This window comes from Enterobacter cloacae complex sp.6700776, assembly GCF_048284255.1.
Lineage (GTDB): Bacteria > Pseudomonadota > Gammaproteobacteria > Enterobacterales > Enterobacteriaceae > Enterobacter > Enterobacter intestinihominis.
This window is the reverse complement of the sequence record NZ_JBLVYK010000005.1, coordinates 185278-199959: the sequence shown is the minus strand read 5'-3', so window position 1 is coordinate 199959 and position 14682 is coordinate 185278. Positions and strand designations below refer to the sequence as shown.

Here is a 14682-nt window from a genome sequence, read left to right as displayed (position 1 = left end):
GAATTTGAATGAGCTTTTTTATTTCTGATGCGGTAGCAGCAACGGGTGCACCAGCGCAGGGCAGCCCGATGTCTCTGATTCTGATGCTGGTTGTGTTCGGTCTGATCTTCTACTTCATGATCCTGCGTCCACAGCAGAAGCGTACTAAAGAGCACAAAAACCTGATGAACTCCATCGCGAAGGGCGATGAAGTCCTGACCAATGGTGGCCTGGTGGGTCGCGTAACCAAAGTAGCGGAAAACGGCTACATTGCTATCGCCCTGAACGACACCACTGAAGTGGTTATCAAACGTGACTTCGTAGCTGCCGTTCTGCCGAAAGGCACCATGAAGGCGCTGTAATCCCAACTTTTCCCAAAGGGAACTGCCGTGTTAAACCGTTATCCTTTGTGGAAGTACATCATGCTGGTCGTCGTGATTATCGTCGGCCTGCTGTACGCGCTTCCCAACCTGTATGGTGAGGATCCGGCCGTTCAAATCACTGGCGCGCGCGGTGTCGCCGCCAGTGAGCAAACGCTGATCCAGGTCCAGAAAACGTTACAAGAAGAAAAAATTACCGCTAAGTCTGTGGCACTGGAAGAGGGCGCAATTCTTGCTCGCTTCGACACCACCGACACGCAGCTCCGCGCACGTGAAGCGCTGATGGGCGTGCTGGGTGATAAATATGTCGTGGCGCTTAACCTTGCTCCTGCAACCCCACGCTGGCTGGCTGCGCTGAACGCAGAGCCAATGAAACTGGGTCTTGACCTGCGTGGCGGCGTTCACTTCCTGATGGAAGTGGATATGGATACCGCGCTCGGCAAGCTACAGGAACAGAATATCGACAGCCTGCGCAGCGATCTGCGCGATAAAGGCATTCCGTACACCACCGTACGTAAAGAAGATAACTACGGCATGAGCATCACGTTCCGCGACAGCGCGGCACGCGATCAGGCTGTGACCTATCTGTCTCAACGTCACCGCGATCTGGTGATCACCACTCAGGGCAGCAACCAGCTGCGTGCGGTAATGACCGACGCGCGTCTGAGTGAAGCACGTGAGTACGCCGTTCAGCAGAACATTAACATTCTGCGTAACCGTGTAAACCAGCTGGGCGTGGCTGAGCCACTGGTACAGCGTCAGGGTGCTGACCGTATCGTGGTCGAACTGCCAGGTATCCAGGATACCGCCCGTGCGAAAGAGATTCTGGGCGCGACGGCGACTCTGGAGTTCCGTCTGGTTAACGCCAACGTTGACCAGGCTGCTGCGGCTTCAGGCCGTGTGCCGGGCGATTCCGAAGTGAAACAGACCCGCGAAGGCCAGCCGGTTGTGCTGTACAAACGCGTGATCCTGACCGGTGACCATATCACCGACTCCACTTCAAGCCAGGATGAGTACAACCAGCCGCAGGTTAACATCTCGCTGGACAGCGCAGGTGGCAACATCATGTCTAACTTCACCAAGGACAACATCGGCAAGCCGATGGCGACCCTGTTCGTGGAGTACAAAGACAGCGGTAAGAAAGACGCCAATGGCCGTGCCGTGCTGGTGAAAGAGGAAGAGGTGATTAACATCGCCAACATCCAGTCTCGTCTGGGTAACAGCTTCCGTATTACCGGTATCAGCAACCCGAACGAAGCGCGTCAGCTCTCTCTGCTGCTGCGTGCCGGTGCGCTGATTGCGCCAATTCAGATTGTTGAAGAGCGTACCATCGGTCCAACCCTGGGTATGCAGAACATCAAGCAGGGTCTGGAAGCGTGTCTGGCCGGTCTGGCGGTGTCCATCATCTTCATGATCTTCTTCTATAAGAAGTTCGGCCTGATTGCGACCTCCGCGCTGATTGCCAACCTGGTGCTGATCATCGGTATCATGTCCCTGCTGCCGGGGGCGACGCTAACCATGCCGGGTATCGCGGGTATCGTTCTAACCCTTGCGGTGGCGGTCGACGCCAACGTACTGATAAACGAACGTATCAAAGAAGAGCTGAGCAACGGTCGTTCTGTACAGCAGGCGATTGAAGAAGGCTACAAAGGGGCGTTCAGCTCCATCTTCGATGCGAACGTAACAACACTGATTAAGGTTCTTATCCTGTATGCAGTGGGTACTGGCGCGATCAAAGGCTTTGCGATTACTACCGGTATCGGTGTCGCAACGTCGATGTTTACCGCTATTGTCGGCACCCGTGCCATCGTGAACCTGCTGTACGGCGGCAAGCGCGTCAAAAAGCTGTCTATCTGAGGAGTGCGTTGTGGCACAGGAATATACTGTTGAACAATTGAACCACGGCCGTAAAGTCTGGGACTTTATGCGCTGGGACTACTGGGCCTTCGGCATTTCAGGTTTTCTGCTGATCTTGTCCATCGTCATTATGGGCGTGAAAGGCTTTAACTGGGGTCTGGATTTCACCGGTGGTACGGTGATCGAAATTACCCTGGAAAAACCGGTCGATATGGACCAGATGCGTGAGTCTCTGCAAAAAGCGGGCTTTGAAGAGCCGTTGCTACAGAACTTCGGCAGCAGCCGCGACATCATGGTGCGTATGCCGCCGGTACACGATGCCAACGGCAGCCAGGAGCTGGGCAGCAAGGTCGTTCAGGTTATTAACGAAACGACCAGCCAGGATGCAACGGTCAAGCGTATTGAGTTTGTCGGCCCGAGCGTTGGTGCTGACCTGGCGCAGACCGGTGCGATGGCGCTGCTGGTGGCGCTGATCTCGATTCTGATTTACGTCGGTTTCCGCTTTGAGTGGCGACTGGCGGCAGGCGTGGTTATCGCTCTGGCGCACGACGTGGTGATCACCATGGGCATACTGTCTCTCTTCCACATTGAGATTGACCTGACGATTGTGGCATCCCTGATGTCCGTTATCGGTTACTCACTGAACGACAGTATCGTGGTATCTGACCGTATTCGTGAAAACTTCCGTAAGATCCGTCGCGGCACGCCGTACGAAATCTTTAACGTGTCGTTGACCCAGACGCTGCACCGTACGTTGATCACCTCCGGCACCACCCTGATGGTGATCCTGATGCTGTTCCTGTTCGGTGGCCCGGTGCTGGAAGGCTTCTCGCTGACCATGCTGATCGGTGTGTCTATCGGTACGGCCTCGTCTATCTACGTCGCGTCCGCGCTGGCGCTGAAGCTGGGCATGAAGCGCGAGCATCTGATCCAGCAGAAAGTCGAGAAAGAAGGGGCGGATCAGCCGTCCATTCTGCCGTAAGAGTCTTATGCGGTATCGAAATCCCGGCCTGCTGGCCGGGATTTTTTTTGTCTACTCCTGACAGTATGCATACCGCTGCTTCCGGCTCGACAGGTGCCTCAATATTGTGCAGACGGAGAGACGCTTTAGCGAAAGTGCGGACAGAGCTCTGGCAGATTTTTTGCGGAAGGTGAAGCAGTAAAAAGCCGGGTGGCGTCTACGCCTTACCCGGCCTACATTCGGATCGTAGGCCCGGCAAGCGCAGCGCCACCGGGCGAAGTCCGCACAGGTTAGAAGTTGTAACCCACGACCAGGTAACCACCCCAACCGGTAGAGCGAACGCTGAAGTCGCCGTTGCCGAAGTTCAGGCTGGCGTCGTCGTTCCACTGGCCACCGTTGTGCCAGTAACGCGCAACAACAGAGTAGTGCCAGTGATCGTAGTTCAGCGCCAGAATGTGGCTGGAGGCGATGGAGTTACTGGTACGAGCATGCTTCCCGTTGTTGTCATAGAAGTTATCGTCGCCCAGGTCTGAACCCCAGTCAAAGTTGGTGAAGCCGATATAGCTCAGGTTACCGCCCCACAGTTGAGTGATTGGCACAAAGTATTTCACTTTGAAACGGTAGCCGTCCCACTCGTTCTCATTTGATGCGCCATAGTTCTGCCACTGGTATTTCGCATACACGTTCAGTGACAGGCTCATTGGCAGGCCGGTTTCGATGTCAGTACCCAGACCCATATACCAGGTGCTCTGTTCCTGAGAATCGTTGCGACCCATGTCATAGATGTAGTTGTTCGCGAAGTACCACTCTTTGAACGGACCAAACGCCAGGCTGGTGCCGGTCAGTTTGTCGATAGAGAAACGCGGTTCGATTTCCATGAACAGCGGGGAGCCATTGTTCCAGATACCTTTCGCATCGGAGTTACCGCCGAAGAATACCGGCAGATCGACGTAGCCGTAGAAATCAAACCAGTCTTTCTTGGCAAACGCTTCGTATTCCAGGTAGGTATCGTTGCGGATCTGCGGCCCGAAACGGGTGTGGTAGCTGCCTACCACGTTAACGCTCTGGTGCCACCAGTCGGAAAGATATTGTGGTTTGTCGTTTTCCGCTGCGTTAACAGTGAAAGAGGAGGACAGTGCCAGCACGGCGCCAGCTGCGAGTAATGTTTTTTTCATAATCATGCCACTGATTGAAATTCCCTTCCGGGAGTGAAAAATGCGCGAATTGCGTTTCTAAATATTTCGTGTTTCTGCGGAGCCTATTATAGGAATCCTTGCTCACAAAAATATGTGTTGTTTCACATATCTCTCACATACGTAATCGATTGCGTTCACGTTTGCGTACTTTAAACGGCCGGGATTGTAGCGGCAATCATTTATGTTGCCAATCCATACGAAATGTAAATGTTAGCGGAGTGACATTTCACTCCGCTAAAAGGGCGGGTTATTGCGCGGCAGGTTGAATGTCGTGAATGCGGATAAAGCCCAACTGTTCTGGCGTCAGTCCGCTCAGCTGGAGCGGGATATCAACATCGCTCGGTGCCAGCGTGCTGGCGGGGGCGGTGAAGAGCTGATTCTTCACATTCACCTCCTGATAGCTCTCCGTGGTGCCCTGAATCTGGCCCCACTCTACGGTGCCGCTGAAGGCGGGAAGCGGATCGTTGGATTCACCCTGAATGCGTAATGTTGCGCGCGTACCATCGGCATTCGCTGCAACATTCACCAGAGACATCTTTAGCGTGCCAATCTGGCTGTTCAGACGCGCGGGCGTGTTTGCGCCCGGCAATAAATAAACGCCATTGCTGGATTTGGCATTCAGCGCGTTCTGCTGGGTGATCTTCACGGTTTCTTTATTAAGTTTGTCCATCGCCACATTGAGCGTATTCACGCTTTGTTTCATCTCGCGAACTTCACTTTGCTGTGCGCAGGCGCTGAGCGTGAACAGGCTCCCAACCAGCACTATTTTCAGGTAACGTCTTGTCATTGCGTTTAATTCCTTGAAATCACACATTGCTGCAATGGTAGACAGGATAGTGGCGTCAGGCATAGATCCTTTGTCTCAAAAAGCTCTTCCTTTGTTGTCGGGCCAGTTCAGGGTAAAATAGAAATCAGTTAACCAGATAACAGGGACATCGTATGCATTGCCCATTTTGCTCCGCTGTGGATACCAAAGTCATCGACTCACGTCTTGTAGGCGAAGGGTCTTCCGTGCGTCGTCGTCGGCAGTGTCTGGTGTGCAACGAGCGTTTTACCACCTTCGAGGTGGCAGAGCTGGTAATGCCGCGCGTGGTAAAAAGTAACGATGTGCGCGAACCGTTCAATGAAGAAAAACTGCGTAGCGGGATGCTCAAGGCGCTGGAAAAACGGCCCGTCAGCTCCGATGACGTCGAAATGGCGTTAAATCATATTAAATCTTATCTGCGGGGGCTAGGTGAGCGCGAAGTGCCGAGCAAAATGATCGGTAACCTGGTGATGGAACAGCTAAAAAAGCTCGATAAAGTCGCCTATATTCGCTTCGCCTCCGTTTACCGCAGCTTCGAAGACATTAAAGAGTTTGGCGAAGAGATCGCCCGCTTACAGGATTAAGCCTATGCAGGACGAGATGTACATGGCGAGAGCCATGAAGCTGGCGCAGCGCGGTCGGTTTACCACTCACCCTAACCCTAATGTCGGGTGCGTCATTGTTAAAGATGGCGAGATCGTGGGTGAAGGTTTTCACTACCGCGCAGGCGAGCCGCACGCTGAAGTGCATGCCCTGCGCATGGCGGGGGAGAGGGCGCGTGGCGCGACGGCTTACGTGACGCTGGAGCCATGCAGTCATCACGGGCGCACGCCTCCGTGCTGCGAAGCACTGATTGCGGCGGGAGTCTCGCGCGTTGTCGCCGCCATGCAGGATCCTAACCCGCAGGTGGCGGGCCGCGGGCTGTATCGTCTGCAACAGGAAGGGATCGACGTCAGTCACGGCCTGATGATGCAGGATGCCGAAGCCATCAACAAAGGCTTCCTGAAGCGTATGCGCACCGGTTTCCCGTTTATCCAGCTTAAGCTTGGCGCGTCACTGGATGGCCGCACGGCGATGGCGAACGGCGAGAGCCAGTGGATCACCTCGCCACAGGCAAGGCGCGATGTGCAACGTCTGCGCGCACAAAGCCATGCTATTCTCACCAGCAGTGAAACGGTGCTGGCTGACGATCCGGTCCTGACCGTGCGCTGGGATGAGCTGAATGCCGATACCCAGGCGCTCTATCCGCAGGAGAACCTGCGTCAGCCGCTGCGCATTATTATTGATAGCCAGAACCGCGTGACGCCGGAACACCGTATCGTGCAGCAGCCGGGGGAAACCTGGATTGCCCGCACCAAAGAAGATACGCGCGAATGGCCGCAAGGCGTGCGCAGCATTATGGTACCGGAGCACAACGGGCATCTCGATCTGGTGGTGCTGATGATGCTGCTGGGTAAACAGCAGGTCAACAGCATCTGGGTTGAAGCCGGTCCGACGCTCGCCGGCGCGCTGCTCCAGGCAGGGCTGGTGGATGAGCTTCTGGTCTACGTTGCGCCTAAACTGTTAGGTAACGACGCGCGCGGCCTGTTTGTGCTGCCCGGCCTTGAAAAACTGGCCGATGCGCCGCAACTCTCATTCAGCGAGATTCGTCCGGTAGGCCCGGATGTCTGCCTCCATTTAACGACAGCGTAATTGCTCCTGAAATAGGGAAGCAGTGCGCAAAGTATTATGATAAAATCCGCCCCCCTGCGGGGCCAAATGAACCCGTAAAGGAAGAGTATGAACATTATTGAAGCTGCTGTAGCTACCCCGGACGCTCGCGTCGCCATCACCATTGCGCGTTTCAACAACTTCATCAACGACAGCCTGCTGGAAGGTGCGGTTGACGCCCTGAAACGTATCGGCCAGGTTAAAGATGACAACATTACCGTCGTTTGGGTACCAGGTGCTTACGAACTGCCACTGGCAGCGGGCGCGCTGGCGAAAACCGGTAAATACGACGCGGTGATTGCACTGGGTACTGTTATTCGTGGCGGCACTGCGCACTTCGAATACGTTGCGGGCGGTGCAAGCAATGGTCTGGCGCACGTTGCACAGGATGCTGAAATTCCTGTCGCGTTCGGCGTACTGACTACCGAAAGTATTGAACAAGCCATCGAACGTGCTGGCACCAAAGCCGGTAACAAAGGTGCAGAAGCTGCACTGACCGCGCTTGAAATGATCAATGTATTGAAAGCCATCAAGGCCTGATTTTTTTGTAAGGGGAATTCCGTGAAACCTGCTGCTCGTCGCCGCGCCCGTGAATGTGCCGTCCAGGCACTTTACTCCTGGCAGTTGTCCCAGAACGACATCGCTGATGTTGAATACCAGTTCCTGTCAGAACAGGACGTGAAAGACGTTGACGTTCTGTACTTCCGTGAACTGCTGTCGGGAGTGGCGACTAATAGCGCGTATCTCGATGGTCTGATGAAGCCATACCTGTCCCGTCTGCTCGAAGAGCTGGGCCAGGTCGAAAAAGCAGTGTTGCGTATCGCGCTGTTTGAGCTGTCTAAACGTGATGATGTGCCGTACAAAGTGGCCATCAACGAAGCGATCGAACTGGCAAAAACCTTCGGCGCTGAAGACAGCCACAAGTTTGTAAACGGCGTGCTGGATAAAGCCGCACCTGCGATCCGTCCCCACAAAAAGTGATCCGCAAACCGGAGTCTTGCATTGCCTTTTTGGCAGTGCGGCTCCGGTTTTTTCTTTTATTTGCTGAGGCATAACGTATGGCATGCGGCGAATTCTCCCTGATTGCCCGTTATTTCGACCGTGTCAGAACCTCTCGTCTTGATGTTGAAACCGGCATTGGCGATGACTGCGCACTTCTCAATATTCCCGAAAAACAGACGCTGGCAATCAGCACCGACACCTTAGTATGTGGGCGTCACTTCCTGCCCGATATCGATCCTGCCGACCTGGCGTATAAGGCGCTGGCGGTAAACGTTAGCGATCTGGCGGCAATGGGCGCCGACCCGGCCTGGCTGACGCTGGCTCTGACCCTGCCGGAGGTGGATGAAGCCTGGCTTGAAGCCTTCAGCGATGCCCTTTTTGAACAGCTGAATTATTACGATATGCAGCTGATTGGCGGTGATACCACCGCCGGGCCGCTGTCGATGACCCTGGCAATCCACGGCTATGTGCCAGCGGGGCGCGCGCTGAAGCGTTCGGGCGCAAAACCGGGCGACTGGATCTACGTGACCGGTACGCCGGGGGATAGCGCGGCCGGGCTGGCGATCCTTCAGAACCGTTTAGCAGTTGAAGATGCTGACGATGCGGCGTACCTGGTGAAGCGCCACCTGCGGCCCACGCCGCGTATTTTGCACGGTCAGGCGCTGCGCGAGCGGGCCAGTTCTGCTATCGATCTCTCTGACGGGCTGATCTCCGATCTCGGCCATATCCTGAAGGCCAGTGGCGTGGGCGCACGGATCGATCTGGATCTGTTCCCACTGTCAGAGCCGTTGCGTCGCCATGCCGAGCCTGAACAGGCGCTGCGCTGGGCACTATCCGGTGGGGAAGATTATGAGCTGTGCTTTACCGTTCCCGAGCTGAATCGCGGGACGCTGGATGTGGCGTTAGCGCATCTGGGGGCGAAATTTACCTGCATCGGGCAGGTTATGCCGGAAAGTGAAGGGCTGCTGTTTGTCCGCGACGGCGCCCCGGTTACGCTTGACTGGAAAGGGTACGATCACTTCGCGTAATTTTGTGCGCTCTGTATTACCGGGTGGCGCTGCGCTTACCCGGCCTACGGATTTTGTTCCCTGAATTGTTTATTTAAACCCTACCACCGGATGTTGCTGATACGGCGTCTCCAGCTCGGCAATCTGCTCCGGCGTCAACGATAAGTCCACCGCACTCAACAACTCGTCCAGCTGTTCTTCCCGCGATGTGCCCACAATCGGCGCGGCGACACCGCGCTTGCTCAGCAGCCACGCCAGCGCAACCTGTGCGCGCGTTGCACCGATATCGTCGGCGATCCCGGCTAATCGTTCGGCAATCAACGCATCGCTGGCTTCTGTATCGTCATACAGATTTTTACCTACTTCATCCGATACCAGCCGGGCGGTAGTTTCACCCCACGGACGGGTTAACCTTCCGCGCGCCAGCGGGCTCCACGGGATCACCGCCACGCCTTCCTGGTAGCAGAGCGGCAGCATCTCGCGTTCTTCTTCCCGGTAGATCAGGTTGTAGTGATCCTGCATAGTGACAAAGCGCGCCCAGCCATGCTGCGCCTGGAGATCGAGCGCCTGAGCAAACTGTGAGGCATGCATGGACGATGCGCCGATGTAGCGCGCTTTACCGGCTTTCACGACGTCGTTCAACGCTTCAAGCGTCTCTTCGATCGGCGTGTTGTAATCCCAGCGGTGAATTTGCAGCAGGTCGACGTAATCCATATTCAGGCGTCTGAGGCTGTCATCAATGGAGCGCAGGATCTGTGCGCGAGAAAGGCCTTCCGCCAGATCGCCTGACGGGTAATACACTTTGGTGGCGACCACAATCTCATCCCGACGGGCAAAATCTCGCAGGGCGCGGCCCACAATCTCTTCGCTGCTGCCGTCGGAGTAGCTGTTGGCGGTATCGAAGAAGTTGATGCCGCCGTCAATGGCGCGCTTAATGATAGGGCGGCTGCTCTCTTCAGGCAGCGTCCAGGCGTGATTTCCCCGGTCAGGCTCGCCAAACGTCATGCAGCCCAGGCAAAGCCGGGACACCTTGAGGTCTGTTTTTCCTAATGTCGTGTATTGCATGGTTCCGCTCCTGCTGTTTAAACAATACGTTTAAGCATAGCAGGAGCAGAAAAGGGGAGGGATCAGGCCAGCCAGGTGCGGATTTTAGCTTCGATACCGACGGCGTCCAGGCCAATGTCGGCGCGCGCCTCGTCCTGAGTGCCTTGCGGGATGAAGTGGTCCGGCAGGCCGAGATTAAGCACCGGAACGACTTTACGGTTCGCCATCAGCACTTCGTTCACGCCGCTACCCGCGCCACCCATGATGGCGTTCTCTTCCAGCGTGACCAGCACCTCATGGCTTTCCGCCATGCTCAGAATCAGAGATTCATCGAGCGGCTTCACAAATCGCATATCGACGAGCGTCGCATTCAGGGTTTCAGCGACTTTTGCCGCTTCCGGCATCAGCGTACCAAAGTTCAGGATCGCCACTTTTTCACCGCGACGTTTCACCAGACCTTTACCGATATCCAGTTTTTCCAGCGGCCGTAATTCAACGCCAAGGGCATTGCCGCGTGGATAACGTACCGCACAGGGACCGTCCTGATAGTGGTAACCGGTATACAGCATCTGACGACACTCGTTTTCGTCGCTTGGCGTCATGATCACCATGTCCGGGATGCAGCGCAGGAAGGAGAGGTCAAATGCGCCCTGGTGCGTCTGGCCGTCAGCCCCCACGATGCCCGCACGGTCGATAGCAAACAGCACCGGCAGCTTCTGGATGGCAACGTCATGGATCACCTGATCGTAGGCGCGTTGCAGGAAGGTAGAGTAAATCGCTACCACCGGCTTGTAGCCGCCAATCGCCAGGCCCGCTGCGAAGGTTACCGCGTGCTGCTCGGCAATGGCGACGTCGAAATACTGGTCCGGGTATTTTTTGGAAAACTCGACCATGCCGGAGCCTTCACGCATGGCAGGCGTCACCGCCATCAGCGTGTTGTCTTTCGCCGCCGTTTCGCACAGCCAGTCGCCAAAGATTTTTGAGTAGCTCGGCATTCCGCCGCTGCTTTTCGGCAGACAACCGCTGGTATGGTCGAACTTGGGCACCGCGTGGAAGGTGATCGGATCTTTTTCCGCCGGTTCGTAACCACGCCCTTTTTTGGTCATGATGTGCAGGAACTGCGGGCCTTTCAGGTCGCGCATATTTTTAAGCGTCGTCACCAGGCCCAGCACATCGTGGCCATCCACCGGGCCAATATAGTTAAAGCCCAGCTCTTCGAACAGCGTACCCGGCACGACCATGCCTTTGATATGTTCTTCGGTACGCTTAAGCAGCTCTTTGATCGGCGGTACGCCGGAGAAGACTTTTTTCCCGCCTTCGCGCAGTGAGGAGTAAAGCTTACCGGACAGCAGCTGCGCCAGATGGTTATTCAGCGCGCCGACGTTCTCGGAGATCGACATTTCGTTATCGTTGAGGATCACCAGCATGTCCGGTTTGATATCGCCCGCGTGGTTCATGGCCTCAAAAGCCATCCCGGCGGTGATCGCCCCGTCACCAATCACGCAGACGGTACGGCGTTGCTTATTCTCTTTTTCGGCGGCAACGGCAATACCAATGCCCGCAGAAATGGAGGTGGAAGAGTGGCCGACGCTTAACACGTCAAACTCGCTCTCGCCGCGCCACGGGAACGGATGCAGGCCGCCTTTCTGGCGAATGGTGCCAATCTTATCGCGACGTCCGGTCAGAATTTTGTGCGGATAGGCCTGGTGGCCAACATCCCAGATCAGCTGATCGAACGGCGTGTTATAGACGTAATGCAACGCCACGGTCAGCTCAACCGTGCCAAGTCCGGAGGCGAAGTGGCCGCTGGAGCGGCTAACGCTGTCGAGCAGGTAGCGACGCAGCTCGTCACACAGCTTCGGCAGACTCTCTTTCGGCAACAGACGTAACTCCTGAGTGGAGTCAACTAACGCCAGTGTCGGGTATTTGGCAATATCAAAACTCATCAAAGGCTCATCGAGATATATAGTTTATTTATTACGCTGGATTATGTAGTCCGCTAGCGCTTCCAGTGCCGAGGTATCCAGCGATTGCGCGGCCAGCTCATTCAGTGACCGGCGGGCATCGTCTATCAGATCCCGGGCTTTACGTTGGGCATGCTCAAGGCCCAACAGGGCGGGGTAGGTACTTTTGCCAAGCTGCTGATCCGCACCCTGGCGTTTTCCCAATGTTGCAGTATCGCCCACCACATCCAGAATGTCATCCTGAACCTGGAATGCCAGACCGATACTTTCTGCGTATCTGTCCAGAACCGGCAGGGCTTTACGCCCGCGTTCACCCGCGCTCAACGCGCCCAGACGAACGGCTGCCCGAATCAGGGCGCCCGTTTTGTGACGGTGGATGCGTTCCAGCTGTTCCAGAGTCACCTGACGACCTTCAGCCTCTAAATCCAGCGCCTGGCCGCCGCACATCCCGGCGACGCCGCTGGCCATTGCCAGTTCGGACACCATTGCCAGACGATCGCGATCGCTCACTTCAACCATCGGCGCATCGCTCAGAATGGAGAACGCCAGGGTTTGCAGCGCATCACCCGCCAGAATGGCATTCGCTTCGCCGAACTTAATGTGGCAGGTCGGCTGACCGCGACGCAGATCGTCATCGTCCATGGCCGGCAAATCATCGTGGATCAGCGAATAGGCGTGGATACACTCCACGGCGGCTGCCGGGGCGTCCAGCGTGTTATCGCTGATACCGAACATGTTGCCCGTGGCATACACCAGGAACGGACGCAGGCGTTTACCCCCCAAGAGTGCGCCATAGTGCATGGCTTCAACCAGAGGAGTGTTCTGAAAAGGCTGCGGCTCAATGAAACGGCGCAGCGCGTCGTTGGCGCGGATGACGCGCGCCTGAAGCGCGTTGGAAAAATCCATTTACTCGGCGTCCGGTGTGAATGGCGTGGTTTTAGCGTCTTCGCTGTCGGAAAGCAGGATCTGCACACGCTGCTCGGCCTGCTGGAGTTTTACCTGCCCCTGGCGCGCGAGCTGCACGCCGCGTTCAAATTCGTTGAGCGCGTCTTCCAGCGGGAGATCGCCGCTCTCAAGACGGGTAACGATCTGCTCCAGTTCACTCAGCGCAGTTTCGAAACTGGCCGGTGCGTCGTTTTTCTTCGGCATAGTGAATTGACTCTTAAATTTTTCGCCCTGACATGGTAACGGACTCGGGGCAATTATCAAATAACGCGAGTGGCGCGATGGTGGTATACTTGCGCGCCTGGATGCAGCCACGGGTGTGGGCTGCTGTATCATTTTCCACTACAAGCCTTTATAAGCTTGCCTAAGAAACATTGCCGCCATGAAGTTTATCATTAAATTGTTCCCTGAAATCACCATCAAAAGCCAATCCGTGCGTTTGCGCTTTATTAAAATTCTCACCGGGAACATTCGTAACGTATTAAAACACTACGACGAAACGCTCGCCGTGGTGCGTCACTGGGACCACGTTGAAGTCCGCGCGAAAGACGAAAACAAACGTCTTGATATTCGCGACGCGCTGACCCGTATCCCGGGTATTCACCATATTCTGGAAGTGGAAGACGTTCCCTTCACCGATATGCACGATATCTTCGAAAAGGCGCTGGTACAGTACCGCGATCAGATCGAAGGGAAAACGTTCTGCGTACGCGTGAAGCGCCGTGGTAAGCATGAGTTTAGCTCCATTGACGTTGAGCGCTATGTCGGCGGCGGTCTGAACCAGCACGTTGAGACGGCGCGCGTGCGCCTGACTAATCCGGACGTTACCGTTAATCTTGAGATCGAAAACGATCGCCTGCTGCTGGTTAAGGGCCGTTATGAAGGTATTGGCGGCTTCCCGATCGGCACGCAAGAAGATGTGCTGTCGCTGATCTCCGGCGGGTTCGACTCCGGCGTTTCCAGCTATATGCTGATGCGTCGCGGCTGCCGCGTGCACTACTGCTTCTTTAACCTGGGCGGCGCGGCGCACGAAATCGGCGTACGTCAGGTGGCGCATTACCTGTGGAACCGCTTCGGCAGCTCTCACCGCGTGCGTTTCGTGGCGATCAACTTTGAGCCAGTGGTTGGCGAAATTCTTGAGAAAGTGGATGACGGCCAGATGGGCGTGGTCCTGAAACGTATGATGGTGCGTGCGGCGTCCAAAGTGGCTGAGCGCTACGGCGTGCAAGCGCTGGTCACCGGTGAAGCACTGGGGCAGGTCTCCAGCCAGACGCTGACCAACCTGCGCCTTATCGACAACGTGTCTGATACGCTGATCCTGCGTCCGCTGATCTCTCACGATAAAGAGCACATCATCGATCTGGCGCGTAAAATCGGTACTGAAGATTTTGCCCGCACCATGCCGGAATATTGCGGCGTGATCTCAAAAAGTCCAACCATTAAAGCGGTGAAGGCGAAGATCGAAGCGGAAGAAGAGAACTTCGATTTCAGCATCCTGGAAAAAGTGGTGGCGGAAGCGTCGAACATCGATATCCGTGAGATCGCCCAGCAGACCGAGCAGGACGTGGTTGAGGTGGAGACGGTCAGCGGCTTCGGTGCTAACGATACGATTCTGGATATCCGCTCGATTGACGAGCAGGATGACAAGCCGTTGCAGGTGGAAGGCGTGGAGGTGGTTTCGCTGCCGTTCTACAAGCTGAGCACCCAGTTTGGCGATCTCGACCAGAGCAAAACGTATCTGCTGTGGTGCGAACGTGGGGTCATGAGCCGTTTACAGGCGCTGTACCTGCGCGAGCAGGGCTTCGCGAACGTGAAGGTGTATCGCCCGTAGC

15 protein-coding genes and 1 pseudogene are annotated in these 14682 nt (G+C 55.8%); 10 read left to right on the top strand and 6 right to left on the bottom strand.

The window, feature by feature from the left end:
• Positions 1 to 8: 8 nt before the first annotated feature.
• The 4 genes and pseudogenes from yajC to ACNQ0T_RS10680 form a co-directional block, all read left to right on the top strand.
• On the top strand, positions 9 to 341 hold the full coding sequence (gene yajC / locus ACNQ0T_RS10695; protein ID WP_003859109.1) for a preprotein translocase subunit YajC: 333 nt from the start codon (positions 9 to 11) through the stop codon (positions 339 to 341).
• A gap of 27 nt (positions 342 to 368) precedes the next feature.
• On the top strand, positions 369 to 2216 hold the full coding sequence (gene secD / locus ACNQ0T_RS10690; RefSeq protein WP_417930017.1) for a protein translocase subunit SecD: 1848 nt from the start codon (positions 369 to 371) through the stop codon (positions 2214 to 2216).
• 10 nt (positions 2217 to 2226) lie between these two features.
• A complete protein-coding gene (gene secF / locus ACNQ0T_RS10685) occupies positions 2227 to 3198 on the top strand; it encodes a protein translocase subunit SecF (protein ID WP_003859105.1) in 972 nt (323 codons plus the stop codon).
• Between the two features lie 70 nt (positions 3199 to 3268).
• A pseudogene (locus ACNQ0T_RS10680) lies at positions 3269 to 3379 on the top strand (DNA-binding transcriptional regulator); the annotation flags it as partial.
• A gap of 88 nt (positions 3380 to 3467) precedes the next feature.
• Here the strand turns inward: ACNQ0T_RS10680 and ACNQ0T_RS10675 are convergent.
• Entirely contained in the window at positions 3468 to 4352 is an 885-nt protein-coding gene (locus tag ACNQ0T_RS10675; RefSeq protein ID WP_032621817.1) for a nucleoside-specific channel-forming protein Tsx, read from the bottom strand.
• Between the two features lie 268 nt (positions 4353 to 4620).
• Positions 4621 to 5160, bottom strand: coding sequence for a DUF3251 domain-containing protein (locus tag ACNQ0T_RS10670; RefSeq protein WP_003859100.1), 540 nt, complete (start codon positions 5158 to 5160; stop codon positions 4621 to 4623).
• 152 nt (positions 5161 to 5312) lie between these two features.
• Here ACNQ0T_RS10670 and nrdR point away from each other — a divergent pair, with 152 nt between their 5' ends.
• The 5 genes from nrdR (at position 5313) to thiL (ending at position 8918) form a co-directional block, all read left to right on the top strand.
• Positions 5313 to 5762 (top strand): transcriptional regulator NrdR, encoded by a 450-nt coding sequence (gene nrdR, locus ACNQ0T_RS10665; protein ID WP_003859099.1) that lies wholly within the window; start codon positions 5313 to 5315, stop codon positions 5760 to 5762.
• Between the two features lie 4 nt (positions 5763 to 5766).
• The gene (ribD, locus tag ACNQ0T_RS10660) at positions 5767 to 6870 is read left to right on the top strand and encodes a bifunctional diaminohydroxyphosphoribosylaminopyrimidine deaminase/5-amino-6-(5-phosphoribosylamino)uracil reductase RibD (RefSeq protein WP_022647225.1); all 1104 of its coding nucleotides are present in this window, start codon (positions 5767 to 5769) and stop codon (positions 6868 to 6870) included.
• Positions 6871 to 6957: 87 nt separating this feature from the next.
• Entirely contained in the window at positions 6958 to 7428 is a 471-nt protein-coding gene (ribE, locus tag ACNQ0T_RS10655) for a 6,7-dimethyl-8-ribityllumazine synthase (protein ID WP_003859098.1), read from the top strand.
• A 21-nt stretch (positions 7429 to 7449) separates the two neighbouring features.
• Positions 7450 to 7869 carry a transcription antitermination factor NusB gene (gene nusB / locus ACNQ0T_RS10650; RefSeq protein ID WP_006809908.1) on the top strand — a complete coding sequence of 140 codons (420 nt, stop codon included), beginning with the start codon at positions 7450 to 7452 and terminating at the stop codon, positions 7867 to 7869.
• Between the two features lie 77 nt (positions 7870 to 7946).
• On the top strand, positions 7947 to 8918 hold the full coding sequence (gene thiL, locus ACNQ0T_RS10645) for a thiamine-phosphate kinase (protein ID WP_048966732.1): 972 nt from the start codon (positions 7947 to 7949) through the stop codon (positions 8916 to 8918).
• 69 nt (positions 8919 to 8987) lie between these two features.
• On the opposite strand, the gene ACNQ0T_RS10640 is transcribed toward thiL, so the two are convergent.
• From ACNQ0T_RS10640 to xseB, 4 genes are all read right to left on the bottom strand, one after another.
• The gene (locus ACNQ0T_RS10640; protein ID WP_022647227.1) at positions 8988 to 9962 is read right to left on the bottom strand and encodes an aldo/keto reductase; all 975 of its coding nucleotides are present in this window, start codon (positions 9960 to 9962) and stop codon (positions 8988 to 8990) included.
• A 62-nt stretch (positions 9963 to 10024) separates the two neighbouring features.
• Positions 10025 to 11887, bottom strand: a complete 1863-nt coding sequence (dxs, locus tag ACNQ0T_RS10635; RefSeq protein ID WP_022647228.1) for a 1-deoxy-D-xylulose-5-phosphate synthase — start codon at positions 11885 to 11887, stop codon at positions 10025 to 10027.
• A gap of 24 nt (positions 11888 to 11911) precedes the next feature.
• Positions 11912 to 12811 (bottom strand): (2E,6E)-farnesyl diphosphate synthase, encoded by a 900-nt coding sequence (gene ispA / locus ACNQ0T_RS10630; protein WP_038415485.1) that lies wholly within the window; start codon positions 12809 to 12811, stop codon positions 11912 to 11914.
• Positions 12812 to 13054, bottom strand: a complete 243-nt coding sequence (gene xseB / locus ACNQ0T_RS10625) for an exodeoxyribonuclease VII small subunit (protein ID WP_003859094.1) — start codon at positions 13052 to 13054, stop codon at positions 12812 to 12814. It abuts the gene before it with no gap.
• A gap of 178 nt (positions 13055 to 13232) precedes the next feature.
• On the opposite strand from xseB, the gene thiI reads away from it, so the two are divergent.
• The gene (gene thiI, locus ACNQ0T_RS10620) at positions 13233 to 14681 is read left to right on the top strand and encodes a tRNA uracil 4-sulfurtransferase ThiI (protein WP_232934554.1); all 1449 of its coding nucleotides are present in this window, start codon (positions 13233 to 13235) and stop codon (positions 14679 to 14681) included.
• The last annotated feature ends 1 nt before the right edge of the window (position 14682 follow it).